General features: G+C 62.3%; 20 protein-coding genes and 1 pseudogene. 6 read left to right on the top strand and 15 right to left on the bottom strand.

The genetic code is table 11. The annotated features are described in order from the left end of the window. The first annotated feature begins 70 nt into the window (after nt 1-70). Nucleotides 71-1,339: an ATP-dependent Clp protease ATP-binding subunit ClpX gene (clpX, locus tag ACE3OA_RS18320; protein ID WP_374313412.1), complete on the top strand. Its 1,269-nt coding sequence runs from the start codon at nt 71-73 to the stop codon at nt 1,337-1,339. Between the two features lie 171 nt (nt 1,340-1,510). Here clpX and ACE3OA_RS18315 read toward each other — a convergent pair whose 3' ends face one another. Next, a complete protein-coding gene (locus tag ACE3OA_RS18315) occupies nt 1,511-2,365 on the bottom strand; it encodes a hypothetical protein (protein WP_374313410.1) in 855 nt (284 codons plus the stop codon). Between the two features lie 207 nt (nt 2,366-2,572). Between ACE3OA_RS18315 and ACE3OA_RS18310 the strand changes: the two are divergent. Further along, a pseudogene (locus tag ACE3OA_RS18310) lies at nt 2,573-2,779 on the top strand (alkylphosphonate utilization protein); the annotation flags it as partial. 574 nt (nt 2,780-3,353) lie between these two features. Beyond that, nucleotides 3,354-4,601: a caspase family protein gene (locus tag ACE3OA_RS18305; RefSeq protein ID WP_374313408.1), complete on the top strand. Its 1,248-nt coding sequence runs from the start codon at nt 3,354-3,356 to the stop codon at nt 4,599-4,601. Nucleotides 4,602-4,667: 66 nt separating this feature from the next. Here the strand turns inward: ACE3OA_RS18305 and ACE3OA_RS18300 are convergent, their stop codons facing one another. Then, the gene (locus ACE3OA_RS18300; protein WP_374313406.1) at nt 4,668-4,952 is read right to left on the bottom strand and encodes a DUF3303 domain-containing protein; all 285 of its coding nucleotides are present in this window, start codon (nt 4,950-4,952) and stop codon (nt 4,668-4,670) included. Between the two features lie 183 nt (nt 4,953-5,135). Here ACE3OA_RS18300 and ACE3OA_RS18295 point away from each other — a divergent pair, with 183 nt between their 5' ends. Further along, nucleotides 5,136-5,627, top strand: coding sequence for a PAS domain-containing protein (locus ACE3OA_RS18295; protein ID WP_374313404.1), 492 nt, complete (start codon nt 5,136-5,138; stop codon nt 5,625-5,627). Between the two features lie 23 nt (nt 5,628-5,650). Here ACE3OA_RS18295 and ACE3OA_RS18290 read toward each other — a convergent pair whose 3' ends face one another. The 4 genes from ACE3OA_RS18290 to ACE3OA_RS18275 all read right to left on the bottom strand — a co-directional run bounded on the left by ACE3OA_RS18290 (nt 5,651) and on the right by ACE3OA_RS18275 (nt 8,590). Continuing rightward, the gene (locus tag ACE3OA_RS18290; RefSeq protein ID WP_374313402.1) at nt 5,651-6,496 is read right to left on the bottom strand and encodes a class I SAM-dependent methyltransferase; all 846 of its coding nucleotides are present in this window, start codon (nt 6,494-6,496) and stop codon (nt 5,651-5,653) included. A gap of 5 nt (nt 6,497-6,501) precedes the next feature. Next, nucleotides 6,502-7,026, bottom strand: coding sequence for a GNAT family N-acetyltransferase (locus ACE3OA_RS18285; protein ID WP_374313400.1), 525 nt, complete (start codon nt 7,024-7,026; stop codon nt 6,502-6,504). A gap of 112 nt (nt 7,027-7,138) precedes the next feature. Then, on the bottom strand, nt 7,139-7,366 hold the full coding sequence (locus tag ACE3OA_RS18280) for a hypothetical protein (protein WP_374313398.1): 228 nt from the start codon (nt 7,364-7,366) through the stop codon (nt 7,139-7,141). 222 nt (nt 7,367-7,588) lie between these two features. Beyond that, nucleotides 7,589-8,590, bottom strand: a complete 1,002-nt coding sequence (locus ACE3OA_RS18275) for an isopenicillin N synthase family dioxygenase (RefSeq protein WP_374313396.1) — start codon at nt 8,588-8,590, stop codon at nt 7,589-7,591. 107 nt (nt 8,591-8,697) lie between these two features. On the opposite strand from ACE3OA_RS18275, the gene mazG reads away from it, so the two are divergent. Further along, nucleotides 8,698-9,519, top strand: a complete 822-nt coding sequence (gene mazG, locus ACE3OA_RS18270) for a nucleoside triphosphate pyrophosphohydrolase (RefSeq protein WP_374313394.1) — start codon at nt 8,698-8,700, stop codon at nt 9,517-9,519. On the opposite strand, the gene ACE3OA_RS18265 is transcribed toward mazG, so the two are convergent. The 4 genes from ACE3OA_RS18265 to ACE3OA_RS18250 all read right to left on the bottom strand — a co-directional run bounded on the left by ACE3OA_RS18265 (nt 9,510) and on the right by ACE3OA_RS18250 (nt 14,000). Beyond that, a complete protein-coding gene (locus ACE3OA_RS18265) occupies nt 9,510-11,234 on the bottom strand; it encodes an ATP-binding protein (RefSeq protein ID WP_374313392.1) in 1,725 nt (574 codons plus the stop codon). The two genes, mazG and ACE3OA_RS18265, sit on opposite strands and share 10 nt — an antisense overlap. 371 nt (nt 11,235-11,605) lie before the next feature. After that, entirely contained in the window at nt 11,606-12,127 is a 522-nt protein-coding gene (locus tag ACE3OA_RS18260) for a MarR family winged helix-turn-helix transcriptional regulator (RefSeq protein WP_374313390.1), read from the bottom strand. Between the two features lie 179 nt (nt 12,128-12,306). Continuing rightward, nucleotides 12,307-13,014, bottom strand: a complete 708-nt coding sequence (locus tag ACE3OA_RS18255) for an HAD family hydrolase (protein WP_374313388.1) — start codon at nt 13,012-13,014, stop codon at nt 12,307-12,309. Between the two features lie 8 nt (nt 13,015-13,022). Then, nucleotides 13,023-14,000, bottom strand: coding sequence for a LysR substrate-binding domain-containing protein (locus tag ACE3OA_RS18250; protein WP_374313386.1), 978 nt, complete (start codon nt 13,998-14,000; stop codon nt 13,023-13,025). 135 nt (nt 14,001-14,135) lie between these two features. Here ACE3OA_RS18250 and ACE3OA_RS18245 point away from each other — a divergent pair, with 135 nt between their 5' ends. Next, nucleotides 14,136-14,693: a flavodoxin family protein gene (locus ACE3OA_RS18245; protein WP_374313384.1), complete on the top strand. Its 558-nt coding sequence runs from the start codon at nt 14,136-14,138 to the stop codon at nt 14,691-14,693. 28 nt (nt 14,694-14,721) lie between these two features. Here ACE3OA_RS18245 and ACE3OA_RS18240 read toward each other — a convergent pair whose 3' ends face one another. From ACE3OA_RS18240 to hflX, 5 genes are all read right to left on the bottom strand, one after another. Beyond that, nucleotides 14,722-15,210 carry a heme-degrading domain-containing protein gene (locus ACE3OA_RS18240; RefSeq protein ID WP_374313382.1) on the bottom strand — a complete coding sequence of 163 codons (489 nt, stop codon included), beginning with the start codon at nt 15,208-15,210 and terminating at the stop codon, nt 14,722-14,724. 82 nt (nt 15,211-15,292) lie between these two features. Continuing rightward, entirely contained in the window at nt 15,293-16,159 is an 867-nt protein-coding gene (locus ACE3OA_RS18235) for an NAD(P)-dependent oxidoreductase (protein ID WP_374313380.1), read from the bottom strand. A gap of 43 nt (nt 16,160-16,202) precedes the next feature. Further along, the gene (locus tag ACE3OA_RS18230; RefSeq protein WP_374313378.1) at nt 16,203-17,024 is read right to left on the bottom strand and encodes an inositol monophosphatase; all 822 of its coding nucleotides are present in this window, start codon (nt 17,022-17,024) and stop codon (nt 16,203-16,205) included. After that, the gene (locus ACE3OA_RS18225; RefSeq protein ID WP_374313376.1) at nt 17,021-17,278 is read right to left on the bottom strand and encodes a hypothetical protein; all 258 of its coding nucleotides are present in this window, start codon (nt 17,276-17,278) and stop codon (nt 17,021-17,023) included. The genes ACE3OA_RS18230 and ACE3OA_RS18225 overlap by 4 nt, the downstream gene beginning before the upstream one ends. Next, nucleotides 17,278-18,603, bottom strand: a complete 1,326-nt coding sequence (hflX, locus tag ACE3OA_RS18220; RefSeq protein WP_374313593.1) for a GTPase HflX — start codon at nt 18,601-18,603, stop codon at nt 17,278-17,280. The genes ACE3OA_RS18225 and hflX overlap by 1 nt, the downstream gene beginning before the upstream one ends. Nucleotides 18,604-18,624 lie beyond the last annotated feature (21 nt).

Genomic DNA, 18,624 nt, shown 5'->3' with positions numbered 1-18,624 from the left:
CTACATTGACCACTGACCGGGCGATTCAGCCAATTGAATCAATGCTGCCCGAAGCTCGAATGGATCGGAAATGAACAAATCCGCCAGCGGTGACTCCAAAAACACCCTCTACTGCTCCTTCTGCGGCAAGTCGCAGCACGAGGTTCGCAAGCTCATCGCCGGTCCCACGGTGTTCATCTGCGACGAATGCGTCGAATTGTGCATGGACATCATCCGCGAGGAGCACAAGACCACCCTGGTCAAGTCCCGCGACGGCGTGCCCAGCCCGAAGGACATCTGCAAGGTCCTCGACGATTACGTGATCGGTCAGCAGCATGCCAAGCGCATCCTGAGCGTGGCGGTGCACAACCACTACAAGCGCCTGGCGCATCTGGGGAAGAACAACGACGTCGAATTGGCGAAGTCGAACATCCTGCTCGTCGGCCCGACGGGCTGTGGCAAGACTTTGCTTGCGCAAACCTTGGCACGCATTATCGACGTGCCCTTCACCATGGCGGACGCCACGACCCTCACCGAAGCCGGCTATGTCGGCGAGGATGTCGAGAACATCATCCTCAAGCTGCTGCAGGCTGCCGACTACAATGTCGAACGCGCCCAGCGCGGCATCGTCTATATCGACGAAGTCGACAAGATCAGCCGCAAGTCGGACAATCCTTCGATCACCCGCGATGTGTCAGGCGAGGGTGTCCAGCAGGCGCTCTTGAAGATCATGGAAGGCACCGTCGCCTCCGTGCCGCCGCAAGGCGGGCGCAAGCATCCGCAGCAGGAATTCCTGCAGGTCGACACCACCAACATCCTCTTCATCTGCGGCGGCGCCTTTGCGGGCCTCGAGCGCATCATCGGCCAGCGCGGCCGTTCGGGTTCGGCAATCGGCTTCGGTGCCGATGTGCGTGGCCCGGATGAACGCGGCACCGGCGAGATCCTGAAAGAGGTCGAGCCCGAGGATCTGTTGAAGTTCGGCCTCATCCCCGAATTCGTCGGCCGTCTGCCGGTCGTGGCGACGCTCGAGGACCTCGACGAGCCGGCCCTCATCAAGATCCTGACTGAGCCGAAGAACGCGCTGGTGAAGCAGTACCAGCGCCTCTTTGAAATGGAAGACGTGCGCCTCGAATTCGCCGAGGATGCCCTCGGCGCCATCGCCCGCCGTGCCATCGCCCGCAAGACCGGCGCCCGCGGCCTGCGCTCGATCATGGAAAGCATCCTCTTGGAACCGATGTTCGACCTCCCCGGCCTCGATGGCGTCGAAGCCATCGTCATCAGCCGCGAAGTGGTCGAAGGCAAGGCGAAGCCGCTCTACATCTACACCGACCGCCGCAGCGACGCGACGGCCGGCGCCTGAAGTGCTTCTCTGACTTTCCGAATGCAGAAGGCCGGGCAATCGCCCGGCCTTTTTGTTTGGTATGGCTTTCATTGTCATGCCCCGCGAAGGCGGGGCATCCATGAGTTGCTACTCTTCAGGGACAAACAAACTCATGGATGGCCCGCCTAAAGCGGGCCATGACAATTGTAATTACGCGCCAAGAAGACCCATACGCAACCTTTCCCCCGTCACCACGTGCTCGAACCAGTCCGGCACCACGCGCGGGGCGCGGCCGTCGGGGTTGGGTGCGGCGAGCCCGGCCTGTACATGATCGAGATTGACCGAGCGGCATTCGACGCTGAAGCGGGGCAGGGTAGTGTCCGTCGCGATCGAGCCATGGAGATGCTGACCGGAAAAGCCCAGCATGTCGCCGGGCTCGATCACCACGGCCAAGGCTTCGTCAGGCGGCAACGCCTCGGTCAACACCGGCAGCACCGGATATTGCTCTGCCTTGCCCGCATCCATCAGCCGCTTCAGTTCAAGGAAGTCCCAATCGGCACTGCTGTTGGCGACGGCGCGGTCGAAATAGCGCGGATAGAACAGGATCGTGCGGCCCTCGCTCACCGGATAGATCGGCGACCACCAATTGAGCTGCTGCGCGATGTTGGAGCCCCAATTGTCGCGATGCTGCGGCAGCGGCATGATGCGCCTGCCTTGATGAGTCACCCGCGACGGCACCGCGCGCAATTGCAGCGGGTCCCAATAGCAGGGACCGGGCGCCAGGCCCACCTCTGAGAGGGCGCGCTTGAAGGCGACATTGATCGCCTCATCGGCCCGGAAGGCGCTGCGCAGCCGCCGCACGCGCTTGAGATACTCATCCGGTGCAAAGCGCGCCTCGGCCGACAGCGGGTCGCCCTCGAAGCCGGCGCGCAGGGCCGTATCGGCGCGGCTGGCAAGCTCCACCAGCGCCGGCACCCGGCGCCAGACGAGAAGAGCGCCCCCAAGCAACTCGCGCCCGATGGCGAGGCTGTCCAGCTTTCTGTCGACGACCCTTGGCGTATGCATGAAGTCTAGTCTCGCTGCCGTGCGGGCAGGGAAATGCGCCGCCACCGGCACGGATGCGCGCAGGAGCGTCCTGCGACAAAAGGGATACGACCAGGAAAGCTTGTTGCCGGAAAGCTTGTTGTGGGAAAGCTTGTTAGGAGATGGGGCAAGGGTCTATAACGCCGCCAACATCACCTTAAACCCAATGGGGAAATGATCATGGACGAGGTCAAGGACAGCAACGGCGCCATTCTGCAGGACGGCGATTCCGTCACGCTCATCAAGGACCTGAAGGTGAAGGGCAGCTCCGTCACCCTGAAGCGCGGCACCCGCATCAAGAACATCCGCCTCACCAACGACCCCGCCGAAATCGAATGCAACGCCGACAAGGTCAAAGGCCTGGTCCTGCGCACGGAGTTCCTGAAGAAGGCGTAAAACGAAGGCCATCCGCGGACCGTATCTCCGGCGAAACCATGTCCTTTCTGCACGCCCGACCGGCTGTGAAAACAGGTGAGGATCATGCCTCTTGTGCCGGGTCTCGGCGCGATTTCTTCGGAGAGGATCGAATCTCTTCTGCAATAGTGGGGCAGCAAGTGCGGCGCCCAACCGTGACGATGTCGCCCCTGTCTTCGCCCTCGAAGGCTATAGCAGGCTGGAACCTCGCCTTTTTCTCAACGTGCGATCTCACACCCTGGCGGGATCAGTACACCTGAAGCCCCCCAGCCGCAGCGTCAAGTAGGTCGAACAGCAAACAACGGATACTGAGCCTGTGTCGGGGTGGGACGCGCCGCAATCTGCCCGTCACCTACCCCATCAACCAAAACGACAATGCTCGTGCAGCGCTGCGCCCTTTGCATCCTTTCGCAGAGACTTGCCGGCATCCGTTAGTGTAGCGGGTGACATTCACGTTCTATCACCCTAAGAAGTTAATAATAATAATTGCGGTACCAATTGACTCACTACTTAAGAGAGTATGATATTTCTCCGACACCTGCAAAGGGAGGAGAGAATGGCTTCCGGTTATGCACTCTGCCTAGGCCTTAACTCTGTCGATCCCCATCACTACCAGGGATGGAGTGGTGAGCTACGCGCCTGCGAGGCGGATGCGCGCGATATGGCAACAATCGCCCAAGCAAATGGCTTTCAAGCGAAGCTTCTCCTGACATCGAGCGCAACACGCTCCAACTTCATCGCAGCAATCCGCTCCCTTGCGGGAACGGCGGGAGCCGGTGACTTGGTGATGATCTCCTATTCCGGACATGGCGGACAGCTTGGTGATTTGAACGGAGATGAACAAGACGATCACAAGGACGAAACATGGTGCCTGTACGATGGTCAATTCGTCGACGATGAAACCTATCTCCTACTTTCTGCATTCAAGCCTGGCGTACGCGTACTCGTCTTTGCCGACAGCTGCCACAGTGGAACGTCGACGAAGGAGATGTTGCTAGCTGACAACATGTCGTCCGTGCGCGTCGCGGGCGGTTCATTGCCTGTGCCGACCCTGGGTAGCGTTCGCTACAAGGCGATGCCGGCGGCAGTGCAGCAGCGGGTCTATCAGGCCAACAAAAGCATGTATGACATCATCCTTCGGGACGCAGCCGTTCTGCGTGCGCAAAATCAGATCGCCGCAAGCTGCCTTCTCTTTTCCGGCTGCCAGGATAACCAGTTGTCGGCTGACGGCAGCGAGAATGGGCGATTTACCGGTCAGCTTAAAGTGGTTTGGAGCAACGGCCGCTTCAAAGGCAGTTATGCCGATTTCTACAACATGATCCTGAAAGGTATGCCGCCAGATCAGACTCCGAACCTGTTTCCGCTGGGTCGTGACATCGAAACCTTCAAAGCACAGGCACCATTCGCCATCTATCCAAGAGGAGGAGGCCGCATCATGAGCAACAAGATTGTGTCCGGCGATCAATGGTACGATCTGGACGGTCGGCAAATCGTCATTCGCTTCAATGGCATCCAAATCAAACAAGCAGCCGATCTGGACAACATGGTAGGCTGTATCACACCCATGATCGCGAAGGCGCTATCGGAATCCATCAACAACAACAGAGAATGGTCGGTTTCGGGGACTGTGACAACGACATCAGGTGGTACCACCGGCACGGTGTCGGGAACCTATACATCGAGAGATTGGGGCGCCAGCGTTACGGCCTCCGGTCCGATCGGTGGCGGCGTGAGTGGGTCCGTCACAATCAGCACAGGTTCTTCCGGCAATAGCGGTTCAATCGGTCTCAGCGGCTCGTTTTAGGCCGCCACTGCGCTTCCATGGGCGGCCTTCCTAGACGGGCGTATGGGAGGCCGCCTGGTATTTCAGCTATGCCCCTTCGAGGAACGGCGCCACGACGGCACGTGTCTCGGCACTCGGCACCACCGGCACGATTTCAAAGGTGACACCGAGCCCCCGCCAGCCCAGCACCCATTCCTGCAGCAGCCGCGCGTCGTCCGTTTCCATCAGCTGGAAGCAGCGCGCGAAATTGGGCTCGATCCAGCTGTCGACATATTTCAACCCCGCCGGCAGCGACCGCCCGCTCTCGCGCACGCGCCGATAGACCGGGACCATGTCATTGTCCTTGAAGCGCTCGATGATCATGAAAAGCATGCAGGCTCCATCCGGCGAGGGGTGAGGTTGGGTGGGCGAGGGGCCGACTCTGCCCGAAAAGGGCCGGCCAGTCAGCAGGGTCGGCGATGGCAGCAGGAGACCGGAAAAATCCTTGCCGTCCTGGGAGATTGATACCACGCTGTCGATAGCAGCAGCTATCCACAGCGCCCGCGCAAAATGGCCGTGACCCAGGACCACGCCGACATTGCGAACATCCAGCGCCTCCATGCCTATTGGCAGGGGCTCGCTGGCGGCGCCGTGCCGGAACGCAGCCAACTCGACCCTGCATTGATCAAGCCCTTGCTGCCCTACATCTGCATCGTGGCATTCGAGCGTGACCCGTTCCGCGTCCACTACCGCCTCACCGGCACCAAGGTCGACGAGTTCAACGGCGTCAACCTGACCGGTACCTATCTCGACCAGCTCATCAAGACCGATCAGAGCGGCGGCGGTGCCGCCCATCTCCAGGCCTATTACCGGCGCTGCTGGCAAACCGGCGCCCCTTGCTTCAGCGCCTATTCCTGGCCGACCCGGTCCGGCGGCCACCTCGACGTGAAATTCGCCATGTTTCCGCTGAAGGTGAATGATACCGTCGCCCAGGCCATCGCAATAGAAGACTGGGAATACTCACCCGAGCCGATCGTCGAGGAAGCGCTGCCGCTGGTGCGACTGTGATGTCACTTGCTCTTCAATCTCACTCACCCCTTCCTTGCCCTCAACGAGAAACTGAGCGGCAAGTTCGGTGCGCCCTCCGGCAACCGGTACATGCGGTCCGGGCCTTCCACCATCTTCGGCCACATCGACCAAGCGATGCTGTCGTGCTCGGCGAAATAGGTGAGGGCAAGGCCGGCATTGAGGAGCCCGGTGATGATGTCGCTGATCGCGTGCAGGAACTCGTGGGTCTTGGTGTTGGCGACCTTGGTGTCGTCGCCGGTATAGGTGACGTCTGACTCGAAGACGAGCGGCCGGCCGGGCTGGAAATAATCATAGGTCGGGACCAAGGGTGCTGCGAGGCGCTGTTGCTTGTCCTCGCCCAACTGGTCGAGGGCGAAGGCGAAGGGATGCGCTTCGAGGAGGTAGAGTTCGCCGCCGGGTTTCAGCATTGCCGCCACGACTTTTGCCCAAGCCCTGATATCGGGCAGCCAGTTGATGGCGCCCCAGGTGACGTAAGCGAGGTCGAAGCGCTCGGCGATGATCTGCGGCGCGTCGTAGAGATTGCCTTCCACAAAGCGCGCCTCGAGCCCCGCGCGGGCGGCAAGGTCACGGGCTGCGGCCACGGCCTGGGGCGAGAAGTCGAGCCCGGTCACGTGCGCACCGCGGCGCGCCAGGTTAAGTGTGTCGAGGCCGAAATGGCATTGCAGGTGAACGACCGATTTGCCGCGTATGTCGCCGATCTCGCGTGCCTCGATGGGCAGCAGAGTCTCCTGCCCGGCAAGGAACGGCCGCACCTGATAATCCGTCGAGGCGACATGGATCGGCACGACCTCATCCCAGCGGGCCTTGTTGACGGCGAAACTTTCCTGATGCGCGGCTTGATCTGCCATGCGGCCTATTCCTTATCTGCGGGGGGCCGGAGCGGCCGCTCATACATCACTTCATAGGGCACGAACCCGGTCTTCTCATAGGCGCGGCGCGCGACGGCGTTGGCTGCCAGCACGTTGATGCGCAGCCGCGTGAGGCTCGGGTCGATGGCTCGGAAATGTTCCGCCAGCGCATCGAGCAGCGCCCCTGCCAGGCCCGTGCCGCGCGCCGCCGGCTCGATATAGATGTCGCTTACATAGGCAAAGTGCCAGGAATCCCGCGTCTCCATCGGCCAAGGCTCATCGACGACGCTGCCGGCGATAAGGCCGCGACGGGCGCCCGTTTCATCCTCGGCCACCAGCATGACCCCGTCATGGGAGTCGAGCACGTCCCACAGCATGGCCAAATAGGCCCGGCTATGCGGCAGGCCGGGAAGCCGCGTCTGCGGCAGGCGCGGATCGTGAATGGCGCGCTCATGCTCCTGCAGGTCGACCTCAGAGGCCAGCACCCATTCCTCATCCTCTGGGCGATAGGGTCGAATCCGGAACGGCATCGATCGGCTTACCTCCTGTGGCTGCCGCAGGATTGCCGTTCATCGGGCGATTGTCAAAACCGCCGCCGGAATTTCAGGGGGCGAGGAGGGGACAGGCCAACCGGCCGGACCGTCATCCGGTCGCGGTCGTGAGCGCTTCGAGGTCGCGGTTGTCGTGGATGCTGTCGACATAGTGACGCTGTGACATCCATTCGATGTGGAAGATGAGAAGGGCCACCGCCAGCGGGTCGTGAGCGAGGACGGCTTCGGCAATAGCCTTCGCCGGGCCGCTGATCAGGTATGACCAGCGCGGCAACGGACTGTCCGACCGCGAAGTCGAGGACGTCTCCTTGGATGCCATGGTCGGCGATCTTGAGGCTGTGCTGAATGCCAACGGTCTGGAGCGCGCTTCCTCGTCGAGGCATGCGCCTTCCTGTCGGCGGCCGATTGAGATCGTAAATAATATTTTCCATAATATATATTATGCGACTATCGGATAGGCAAAAACCCCGTGGAATGGGTATTTCCAGCCTTCCGACATGGCCTCGTTTTTCGCCGCTAATGGATTAGCTAATCGATTAGCTCACCCCCTTTTTCGCAGATGATCCAAGCCTTCGAATTCGACGAACTTCATCATCGCCTCCCAGACCAGATCGCCATAGAGAAACGGCTGGAACCCGGTGCCGAGGCCCGGGATCGGGGCGATGACGGCATCAGGTGCCGGCTCGAAGAAGAACGGCACCGAATGACGCGCCCGCCCCGCCGCCGCGGTACCGCTGCCGATGACCCGGTGGGTGGTCGCCTTGATGCGGCCACCGGTCCAGCGTTCGAGGAGTTTGCCGAAATTCACCACCAGGCTATCGGGCTGCGGTGGCACGTCGCGCCAGTTGCCATCCGCATCAATGGCCTGCAGCCCGCCGATACCGTGCTGGCAAAGCAAGGTGATGAAGCCGGAATCGACATGGGGTTTGCCAACGAGGTCGACGCGCCGGCCGGCATGTTCAGTCCAGATCGCGTCGGCGTGCACGCCCTCGAAGGATTGCGGCGGGCGGATCGGATAATGGAGCAGCCGCAGGGTCGATATCCCGTTGGCGAAGGCCGGCGTGAAAGTCGCCTCGGGCAGGCCGAGGCCGCGGGCGATAGCGCGTAGCAGAGCTGTTCCCACCTGCTCCATCGCCTTGTAATAACGCGCCATTTCGTCCTGCCAGTCCGGCAACAGCTCGGCCGGCGGACGTGGTGTCGCCTCGGTGAGCGGATCGCCGGAAACGATGCGTGCCGGGCCATAGGCAATGTCCGGCCCCGCGTCAAAACCCTCCTTGTAGGTCGGGTGGCCGTTCTGCAGCGGGAACCAGCCGCGATAGACATTGGCATTGCCGGGCGCGAATTTCTGGCGCCAGAGACCCCGCGCAACCTCTTGCGGCAACTGAAAGATGCGCAGCAGGCGGTCGAGCGGCACGGGCGGCGGAAGATGGGTCAAGGTCATGAAGCCGCTGTCCGTGGCGGCGGCCAGGATGGCAGCGTCGGTCGCGTCGCGCGCGGCGCCGGATGGACCCAGAAGCGGCCTGGCATCGATCAGAGGAATCATGAGGCCGAGGCTAGGCTATCGTCCGCCTGGAACAAATGCGTTTTGTCGATCGTCCGATCCGATTTGGCTATAGTGCCGGCCCGTTTCATCGTCTCGGATATTGCCTCATGACCGCTGCCGCCACTGCGCTGGACCGCCTGCTCGACATCATGGCGCGGCTGCGCGACCCGAATTCCGGTTGCCCTTGGGACCTGGAGCAGAATTTCGCCAGCATCGTCCCGCATACCCTTGAAGAAGCTTACGAAGTCGCCGACGCGATCGAGGCCGGCGACATGCCGGGCCTGGTCGGCGAGCTGGGCGACCTGATGTTCCAGGTGGTCTTCTATGCCCAGATGGCCTCGGAAGCCGGCGACTTCGCTATGGTCGACGTTCTTGAATCTATAAATAACAAAATGATAGAGCGGCATCCTCATGTGTTTTCGAGCGCAGAGATCAATACCGCCGCGGCCCAGACCGTTGCCTGGGAGACTCATAAGGCCGCCGAGCGGGCGAAGATTGCCGTTGCTTCGGGCCGGGCACCCTCGGCCATCGACGGTGTGATCGCGGCGCTGCCGGCCCTCGCCCGCGCCGACAAGCTGCAGAAGCGCGCCGCCCGGGTCGGTTTTGACTGGCGCAATGCCGCCGAGGTTACCGCCAAGGTCGAGGAAGAACTGGCCGAGATCCGCGCCGAACTCGCCGGCGAAGCGAGGCCCGCGCATGTCGATGAGGAGATCGGCGACCTGCTATTCGCCGTCGCCAACCTCGCCCGGCATCTCAAGGTCGAGCCGGAAGGAGCGCTGCGGCGCGCCAATGCCAAGTTCGAGCGACGCTTCCGCCGGGTCGAAGAGATTCTCCGCCAACAGGGGACCGATCCGGCGTCCGCCGGCATCGACCGCATGGAAGAAGCCTGGAACCAGGTCAAGGCCGAGGAGCGCGCGTCTCACCCCTGAATGACCGGGACGGTGAAGATGGCGCTCGTACCCCGGCCATAAGTGCTTTCGAGCCAGGCCCTGCCGCCATAGGCTTCGACGATGCGGCGGGAATTGACGAGGCCGAGACCAACCCCGTCATGCTGACGGCTAAGGCTCTTTTCGACCTGAGCGAAGGGCTTGAACAATTCGTCCAGATCTTCCGGCTTGATGCCAATGCCATGATCGCGGATCGAGACGCGAAGGAACCCCGGGGGCTCAATCGCGGCGTCGATTTCGACCTGCCCGCCAGGATGCGAAAACTTGATCGCATTGCCGATGAAATTGATGAGGATCTGGCGCAGATGCACCGCATCCATTTTGACTTGCGGCAGCTGCGCCGGCAGGTGAGAAGCCACCGATATTCCGCGCGCTTCGGCGCGCTCCGCCAGCAGGCGGATGGTGGCGGCAACGCTGGCATGCACATCGGCCGCCGCATCTGCCTTTACCAGCGTGCCGGAGTCCAGCTTGGCCGATTCCAGAATTTGGCTGATGATGCCGAGAAGATGGCGGCCGGCATCCCCGATATCCTTGGAATAGTCGAGATAGTTCCTGGACCCGAGCGGCCCGAACAATTCTCCCTTCAAAACGTCTGAAAAGCCGATGATCGCATTGAGCGGCGTGCGAAGTTCGTGGCTCATATTGGCGAGGAAATGCGACTTCGATTCGTTGGCCGCTTCGGCCCGGTCGAGGGCCAGAGCGAGCTTGGCGGCCTCGGCTGCTCGCCGCTGCATCAGCAAGATCAGCCACAGGCCCATGGGCGCAATGACGGCGGTTGCCAATGCGGCGATCGTCACGGGGACCAGGCTCTCGGACCGAACCACGGCGGAAAGATCGCTTTCCTTCATGCCGGCGAAGGCGATGAGCGGTTCCGCAGCGATCCTTGAGAATGTGACGCGCAATTGTCCATCACCATCGAGTGACGGCAGAACGTCCTCCGAGCGCGCTGCCATGGCTGCCCGTGCCAGCACATCGGTAAAGCCGGGGATATGCCGGCCCTTGAGGTCCTCTCTGGCGGGCCAGACGAACAGCAACGTGCCGTCGTCGCGCAGGAGTCCGACCGTCGCCGGGACGAGGTCCGTGAGCCCACTCATGGCATTGCTGAAATTGTCCTCGTCGATCGAGGTAGAGACGATGCGAATGCCGAGATGGTTGGGCATTGCCCGCAAGGCGATCGGCAACGCCTTCTTGCCACTCCCCCGACCAAGCACGGGGGCGCCGACGAAATACGTGCCGGGCGGTCTGTTCAAGAGACCGGTTACGTAATCGCGATCACCAAGAGACGTATTGCCCCATGTGGCCGGCGCAGGATCCCTCCAAACACCGTTGCCGGCCGCATTGATGAGACCGACCGATAGCTTCTGCTCACCTGGCAACTGAATGTTCCTGAGCATCGCACGCAATTGCTCAAACGCGCCGAAAGAACGTCCCTCAGGCTGGTGCGATATCCATTCGTCGGTCAAGCGCAAGAGCTGCTTGGCATCCAGGTAGACGCTTGCCGTTTGGGCGCGCATGGCATTGATCGCATTGTTGAGTTCCTGCCTTGCCTCATCATCTACGGAAGAACGTCGCTCGACGACGAACGCGAACAAGGTCGCCCAGATTGCCAGCAGAACGACGCCGGTGAACAAGAGGGCCGGAACGACAGATCGGAACAAGGGCCGCGTGAAACCACCGTATTTCGCCGATGTCGGCATCAACACACAGCCTTCCCCTCGGCCCAAGCAGCATTGTTGGGCTCCGTTCTGAGAGCCTAGCCAGTGCAGGTTAATCTGTGCTTACCGCGATTGACGCGAACACGCCGAGACAAGCGGGCCATGAGTCGGACCAGCTTCCTGCAAGATGCGATGCTTCGTGTGACCATTGTCTTATTCGAAGACGGCGCGCCGGTGTCCAAATCGTTGCGGCAGGAACATTGCCGCATTTTCTCGGCTACGATCGCTTCGATGGCTGTGGCGAAGGCAAGATGTCCCATGGCAGATTCTCCTCTGCGCTAGACGCCGTTGGATGCGTTATCGGATGTGGCGGGCTGGCTTACTTGGCCGGACTTGCTGCGTCGGCCCCTATCTCAAGCGGCAGACTTGCAGCCCGGTGTCAGCGGGCAGCTCTCCTGCGGGCAAGCGCTGTCGTCACAGAGACGGCAGGCGGTGTCGGCGGTGGCCTCGTCGGTGGCCAGGCTCTGCAGCATCTTCTCGATCAGTCGCGTGAGCGTGCGTCGTTCTTCTGGCTCAAGGGCATCAAGAGGTTCCGCCAGGACCTTTTCGCGGCCCAGGAGCATGGCGCGAACCATGCGCTGGCCCTCGGCCGTCAGCACGAGCGGACGGGCGCGGCGGTCGGCGCCCTGCTGGCGCTCGACCCGGCCCTCTTCGACCAGCCGGTTGATCATGCGCACGGCGCCGGGCTGAGACAGGCGGACGATGCGGGCCAAGCGATCGACGGTAATTCCGGGATTCTGCTCGATGACGATGAGGGCCGCCCAGTCGCTCTCGCAAATGTCGGTGAGGTCGCCGAGTTCCTTGCCCATGGCATCCGTCATCATCAGCGACAGGGCGCCAAGGAGATTGGCAGTTCGGGCGTCGGCCTTGTTCATGACACTCTCCCTTTGGGATGCGCCAGCGAGTTCTATACGGGCTGACTGGTTTGCTTGACTATCTGTTAGGTATTATATGCATGACGCATGCAATTGTCAAGCGCAACGAAAATCAATATATTGATTCAGATTGTTAGTTATATATTAATGCTTTATGATGCGTTTTTAATCTAATACATTTACTTATTGTCGATTTCCATTATCAGAGAATACAAATTTCCGAGATGCTCGACCCGCCGGAAGCGCGGCGAAGTGCTCGGTGCCTCGCTATGCTCCAGCGCCCAGGTCAGTTCGTGCGGCACATGCACGCCCCAGCTGCCGGCCTCGATCGCCGGGACGATGTCGGATTTCAGCGAGTTGCCGACCATCATGCTCTGCCCTGCTCCATCGCCATGGCGGGAGAACACGGTCTGGTAGGTGGCGGCGGTCTTTTCCGAAACGATCTCGACGGCCGTAAAGAAATCGCCGAGACCGGATTGGGCGAGCTTGCGCTCCTGGTCGAAAAGATCGCCCTTGGTGATCAACACCAGCCGATAGTCACCCGAGAGCCGTTCCAGCGCCTCACGGGCATGGGGCAAGGCTTCGACCGGATGAGTCAGCATCTCGCGCCCGGCGGAGAGGATCTCGGCGATGACGGTCGTCGGCACCTTGCCGCCGGTCAGCGTAATCGCCGTCTCGACCATCGAGAGGGTGAAGCCCTTGATTCCGTAGCCATAGAATTGGAGGTTGCGCCGCTCTACCTCCAGAAGATGGCCCGAGATGGCCTCTGGACTGGCGTGATCGGCCAGCAGGGAAGCGAAGCGGGTTTCGGTCAGGCGGAAGAACTGCTCGTTCTGCCAAAGCGTGTCGTCGGCATCGAAGCCGATTGTGGTGAGTTGGCGCCCCATATTCTGCCCTATCCTGCCGCCGCTTCTTCCTGAACCCACCGGACGAAGGCGCTGATGCGCGGTTCGTCGGCGCGGCGGGCGGCATGAACCAGCCAATAGGCGAAGGGATCCGGCACGGCAATCCGAAAAGGCTCTACCAGCCTGCCGGCGGCGAGATCCGCGGCCACCAGGATGCGCGGCGCCAGGGCCAGCCCACGTCCGGCCGCAGCGGCATCGATGGCAAGGTGCGACGAACCGAAAAGCGGCCCACGCAAGGTATTGGGCCTGATCCCAACCGCCTCGACCCCGGCGGCGGCCAGCCAGCTCGACCAGCCGCCCAGCTCCACCTCGCAGTTGTCCGCAGCGCCATTGGTCACATTCTGACGACGCGCCGGCATTGCCGTCCGCAGCAGCGGGTGCGCCAGGACATCCTGCGGCCTTCTGAGCCCGCCTGCAGCGGCCAGCGACGGTGCACAGACGACCACGATCTCGCCCTTTGGCCAGATCTGGGTTTCGGTGGCGTCCGCACCATATCCGCCAGTGCCGTAGCGCAAGGCGACGTCGACGCCGCCCGCTGTGACGTCAGCCAGTGAATCCCCGGATTGCAGCCTGAGTTCGATCTGCGGATGGGCGGCCTGGAAGCGGTGCAGGCGTGGCACCAGCCATTTGGCGGCAATCGATGGGGCCGAGCTGATGGTAAGCGTGGCGACCCCTTTCGTGAGGCCGGACGCATCGAGATCGCGCAGGCCCGCTTCCAACCGGGCAAAGGAATCCGCTGCGACGGCGGCAAGGCGTTGACCGGCCGTCGTCAGGCGCAAGCCGCGATTGAGACGCTCGAACAGCGATGTGCCCAAATGCGTTTCCAGAGCCTTGATCTGGTGGCTGACGGCTGCGGGCGTCACGGCGAGGTCGATGGCCGCCGCCTTGAAGCTGCCGAGGCGCGCGGCCGCGTCGAAGGCACGCAAGGCGCCAAGCGGCAAGGTGGCGAGACGGGAACGGTTGGACATGAGTGCCAGGCGCTGGTTCAGGTGAATAAAACTATCCTGACGCGCAAGGAATGTCGTTTGTCATTTTGCGGCCAGGGTTGGACATTTGGGCCGGCAAGCCTGCCAGTCGCCGCAATTGTTCAACCGGAGCTTCCCATGACCGACCCGCGTCATTTCCTGTTCCTGTCCTCGAGCTGCCGCAGCGGCGGGAACACCGAAACGCTGGCGCAGACGGCTGCCGCGAAACTGCCAGCCAGCGTCCGCCAGACCTGGCTGCGGCATGTGGACCTGCCCCTGCCCCCCTTTGTCGACATCCGCCACAGTGGTGACGGTACCTATCCCATGCCGGAAGGCAATGGCCGGGTGCTCCTTGATGCCACATTGGCTGCCACCGACCTGGTCTTCGTGGCGCCGGTCTATTGGTACGGATTGCCGGCCGACGCCAAGCTCTATCTGGACCATTGGAGCGGCTGGATGCGCCTTCCCGGCGTCGATTTCCGGCCGCGCATGGCGGGCAAGACGATGTGGGCCATCACCATGCTGAGCGACCGCGATACCGCCCAAGCCGATCCGCTGCTCGGTTGCCTGCAATGGACAGCAAAGTATCTCGGCATGCGCTGGGGCGGCTCGTTGTTGGGCTATGGCAACAAGCCGGGCGATGTCCTCGTCGACGAGGCGGCACTGACGCGGGCGAACACATTGTTCGCGGCCTGATCGGCTCAGTTCGTCTTAGGTGATGACACTACCGCTGGTCGGCCAGAAACTTCGTCAGTGCTTCGACGACGAGGGCGTGATCCTCGGCTTGCGGCAGGCCGGAAATGGTGACCGTGCCGACATGACCGGTGCCGGCGAGGATGATCGGAAAGCCGCCGCCCTGCGGCGCATAGCGCATGGGATCGAGGTAATAACGCTCCGTGAAGACCACGCCCTTCGCAGCACACGACCGGCCCATGTAATAGGATGAATGGCCGAAGCGCATAACGGTCGCGACCTTGCGCTTGATCCATTCGTCATTGTCGGCGGAAGAGCCGGGCATGGCGACGTGGAAAAGCTGCTGGCCAACCCGGGTTATATCGATAACGACAGGCAGCTTGCGCTCACGCGCCATGTCGACCAGCAGCAGGCCCAGCGCGATCGCCGTCTCATTGTCGAACTGCTTGAAGACCAGACGCTGTTCAAGCTCAAGCAATTCAGCCAGGAATTCCGGGCTGGTGTCGGGCTCGACCGTCATCGGGGCTCCTGTTCGCTGCGTCATCCTCGGGCTTGACCCGGGATGACGTAAAATTGGGCATCCGCGTCCTGGCTCGCGCCGCTTAAGGCTCGCTGAGAGGCTGCATCAGTGACGATGTGTCCCAGCGGCCGCCACCGCGCTTCTGGATGCGGGCGTAGAACTGGTCGACCAGGGCCGTGACCGGCAATTGCGCGCCGTTGCGCTTGGCTTCGGTGAGGCAGATGCCAAGATCCTTGCGCATCCAGTCGACGGCGAAGCCGAAATCGAACTTGCCCTGCAGCATGGTGAGACCACGATTTTCCATCTGCCAGGATTGGGCAGCGCCCTTCGAGATGACGTCGAGCAGCTTGGCGCCGTCGAGCCCCGCCTTCTGGGCGAAATGCATGCCTTCGGCCAGTGCCTGCACGAGACCGGCAATGCAGATCTGATTGACCATCTTGGCGAGCTGCCCGGAACCGGCCGGGCCCATCAGTTCGCAGGCGCGCGCGTATGAATCGATGACCGGTTTGGCACGATCGAAATCCTTTTGCGCACCGCCCACCATGACCGTGAGCTTGCCGTTCTCGGCACCGGCCTGACCACCTGAAACCGGCGCGTCGAGGAAACCGAGGCCGGCGTCACGGGCCGCTGCGTCGATCTCGCGCGCCACTTCGGCAGATGCCGTGGTGTGATCGACGAAGAGGGCACCCAGGCTCATGCCGGCAAAGGCCCCCTCCTCGCCATAGACGATCGAGCGCAGATCATCGTCATTGCCGACGCAGGCGAAGACGATCTCGGCGCCCTTGGCCGCCAGGGCCGGCGTCGGCGCGGAGGTGCCGCCATGAACCTCAGCCCACTTCGCCGCCTTCGTGCCGGTGCGGTTATAGACCGTGACCTCGTGGCCGTTACGCTTGAGGTGGCCGGCCATGGGGAAGCCCATGACGCCGAGGCCGAGGAAGGTTACTTTCATTGATCGTCTCCTATGACGACGGAGCTATTGCTGAGACCAGCCGCTATTCCCCGAACAGCTTGTCGTGCACATCGCGCCAAGTGGCGTGGCTGGTGGCGGAAAGGATGCCAGCTGCACTGAGCGCCTGGCTCGGTCGGTAGGTTTCGTCACCGCGGATATAGGCGATATGCCCGCCCAGTTCGCGGATGATCATGGCGCCGGGGGCATGATCCCAGGGCATGATGCCGCTGAAGAAGGTGAAATCGATCTCACCCTTGGCCATGCGCACATAGTCGATGCCGGCGGCGCGGGAACTCTTCACCTGTTTGAGGCGGTCGCGGCGCTTGTCGACCAGGGAGGCGATGCCGGGAACGCCGCGCGAGCCATAGGCAAGGACACCTCTCGGGTCGATGGCCGGCTGGAACGAGGCCACGCGGCGGCCATCTATAACGACGCCGCCACCCTTCTCCGCGATCGTCATCTCGCCGGTGATGGGGTGATAGATCCAGCTGGCAAGGACGTCATCGGCCTGGATCAGCGCCAGCATGGAAACGAAACCTTCGTTGCCGCCGGCAAAATTGCCGGTACCGTCGATCGGGTCGACCACCCAGACGGGCGCATCGCCGGCCAGGGCGTTCATCACGGCCGGATCTTTCGCGGTCGCTTCCTCGCCGACCACGACCGAACCCGGCAACAGGGCGATGAGGCCCGGCGTCAAAGCGAGCTCAGCCGATTCGTCGGCGATCGTGACAAAATCGCCTGGCGATTTCTGGCGCGTATCGCCTTCCTTGAGATTGCGGAAGCGCGGCAGGATTTCGACCGCCGCGACTTCACGGATGAGGGCGGCGACTTTATCGAGGTCGATGCGGGGCGACGTTGCGGTCACTTGCGGCCTTCGATCCATTCCCGGACGTCATTCTCGCTATGGAGATAGTCCGCGCCCGACTTCACATCAAGAGAGGCTGCGAGGCGCAGCAGATGCCACATTTCCGGATCGACTGCCTCAGGGTCCTCGCTCTCGATATTCTCCTGAACCTCAGCCGCCCATTCGGCAGCGGCCAAGCGGCTGCTGGTGCCATCGAGCACCGCCAGCAAAAGATTGACTAATTCCTGGCGCGTCGGGACCGGGATGCCGCTCATCAGCGCCCTCCTCCATTTGATTTTGCGTTGCCATCGCGGACGTTGCGTTGGCGTTCAAAGCGCTGAACATCTTCGGGTGCCAAACGCACCGTGATTTCAGTCTGTTCCTCGTCATCGGTGCGGTTCAGCACCTCGCCATGGCTGTAGAGCCAGGCCATGGCGGCACCCTCTTCATGGCCGAGGCGATAGGTTTCAACGACGCGCTGCGCCGAGAGCCTTGCATCAACCGCCGCCAGCAGCGCATCGATGCCGTCGCCGGTGAGCGCCGAGATCGGCCGCAGGCGCGGATCGCGCGCCGACTGCGCCATCAGCGCATCGCGGGCGGCATCGTCCAGCAGGTCGGTCTTGTTCAATACCTCGAACATGGTGTCGGTCACCTCGTGACCGAGCCCGAGGCCTGCCAACACCGCTTCGACGTCGGCCTTCTGCCCATCCGTTTCCGGATGCGCCACGTCGCGCACATGGAGAATGACGTCAGCTTCCAGCACCTCTTCCAGCGTGGCGCGGAAGGCGGCAACCAGTTCGGTAGGCAGGTCCGAGATGAAACCCACGGTGTCGGAGAGGATGATTTCGCGCCCGGAGGCAAGATGTACCCTACGCATCGTCGGATCGAGCGTTGCGAAGAGGAGATCGGCCGCCATCACCGAGGCTTTGGTCAGGCGGTTGAAGAGCGTCGACTTACCGGCATTGGTGTAGCCCACCAGGGCCACGACCGGATAGGGCACGCGCTTCCTGGCCTGGCGATGCAGGGCCCGGGTGCGTTTGACGTCCTCGAGGTCCTTCTTGATGCGGACGATGCGTTCATCGATCAGCCGGCGATCCATTTCGATCTGGCTCTCGCCGGGACCGCCGATGAAGCCGAAGCCGCCGCGCTGGCGCTCCAGATGGGTCCAGGAGCGGACCAGTCGGCTGCGCTGATAGGAGAGTGCTGCCAGCTCGACCTGCATCTGGCCTTCACGGGTGCGGGCGCGTTCGCCGAAGATTTCGAGGATGAGGCCGGTGCGGTCGATGACCTTCACCTTCCACTCGGTTTCGAGATTGCGCTGCTGCACCGGGGTAAGGGCTGCGTCGAAAACGACGAGCCCAACCTTCTCCGCCTCGATGAGAGCCGTGATGCGCTCGACATTGCCCATGCCCATGAGGGTGTTGGGCTTGGGGTCGTTGATGCGCACGACCTCGGCCGCCACGACGTTGAGATCGATGGCGCGGGCCAGGCCGCAGGCTTCTTCGAGACGCGTGTCCGGTGTGCGGCCGCCGCTGTATTGCGCGCGCGGCCCGGTCTTGAAAGCGGGATGGATGACCAGAGCGCGGTCGCCATGGCGGATGCCGTCGAGGTCGGTATGTAC

It is taken from the genome of Dongia sp. (assembly GCF_041906375.1).
Taxonomy (GTDB): Bacteria; Pseudomonadota; Alphaproteobacteria; order Dongiales; family Dongiaceae; genus Dongia.
The sequence above is the reverse complement of the archived record's forward strand: the minus strand, read 5'-3'. Positions and strand labels throughout refer to the sequence as shown.

Bases quoted from the DNA above. Each gene is read 5' to 3' on its own strand.
- clpX (WP_374313412.1), top strand. From the start codon at position 71: ATGAACAAATCCGCCAGCGGTGACTCCAAAAACACCCTCTACTGCTCC.
- ACE3OA_RS18315 (WP_374313410.1), bottom strand. From the start codon at position 2,365: ATGCATACGCCAAGGGTCGTCGACAGAAAGCTGGACAGCCTCGCCATC.
- ACE3OA_RS18305 (WP_374313408.1), top strand. From the start codon at position 3,354: ATGGCTTCCGGTTATGCACTCTGCCTAGGCCTTAACTCTGTCGATCCC.
- ACE3OA_RS18300 (WP_374313406.1), bottom strand. From the start codon at position 4,952: ATGCTTTTCATGATCATCGAGCGCTTCAAGGACAATGACATGGTCCCG.
- ACE3OA_RS18290 (WP_374313402.1), bottom strand. From the start codon at position 6,496: ATGGCAGATCAAGCCGCGCATCAGGAAAGTTTCGCCGTCAACAAGGCC.
- ACE3OA_RS18285 (WP_374313400.1), bottom strand. From the start codon at position 7,026: ATGCCGTTCCGGATTCGACCCTATCGCCCAGAGGATGAGGAATGGGTG.
- ACE3OA_RS18280 (WP_374313398.1), bottom strand. From the start codon at position 7,366: ATGGCATCCAAGGAGACGTCCTCGACTTCGCGGTCGGACAGTCCGTTG.
- ACE3OA_RS18275 (WP_374313396.1), bottom strand. From the start codon at position 8,590: ATGATTCCTCTGATCGATGCCAGGCCGCTTCTGGGTCCATCCGGCGCC.
- mazG (WP_374313394.1), top strand. From the start codon at position 8,698: ATGACCGCTGCCGCCACTGCGCTGGACCGCCTGCTCGACATCATGGCG.
- ACE3OA_RS18265 (WP_374313392.1), bottom strand. From the start codon at position 11,234: ATGCCGACATCGGCGAAATACGGTGGTTTCACGCGGCCCTTGTTCCGA.
- ACE3OA_RS18260 (WP_374313390.1), bottom strand. From the start codon at position 12,127: ATGAACAAGGCCGACGCCCGAACTGCCAATCTCCTTGGCGCCCTGTCG.
- ACE3OA_RS18255 (WP_374313388.1), bottom strand. From the start codon at position 13,014: ATGGGGCGCCAACTCACCACAATCGGCTTCGATGCCGACGACACGCTT.
- ACE3OA_RS18250 (WP_374313386.1), bottom strand. From the start codon at position 14,000: ATGTCCAACCGTTCCCGTCTCGCCACCTTGCCGCTTGGCGCCTTGCGT.
- ACE3OA_RS18245 (WP_374313384.1), top strand. From the start codon at position 14,136: ATGACCGACCCGCGTCATTTCCTGTTCCTGTCCTCGAGCTGCCGCAGC.
- ACE3OA_RS18240 (WP_374313382.1), bottom strand. From the start codon at position 15,210: ATGACGGTCGAGCCCGACACCAGCCCGGAATTCCTGGCTGAATTGCTT.
- ACE3OA_RS18235 (WP_374313380.1), bottom strand. From the start codon at position 16,159: ATGAAAGTAACCTTCCTCGGCCTCGGCGTCATGGGCTTCCCCATGGCC.
- ACE3OA_RS18225 (WP_374313376.1), bottom strand. From the start codon at position 17,278: ATGAGCGGCATCCCGGTCCCGACGCGCCAGGAATTAGTCAATCTTTTG.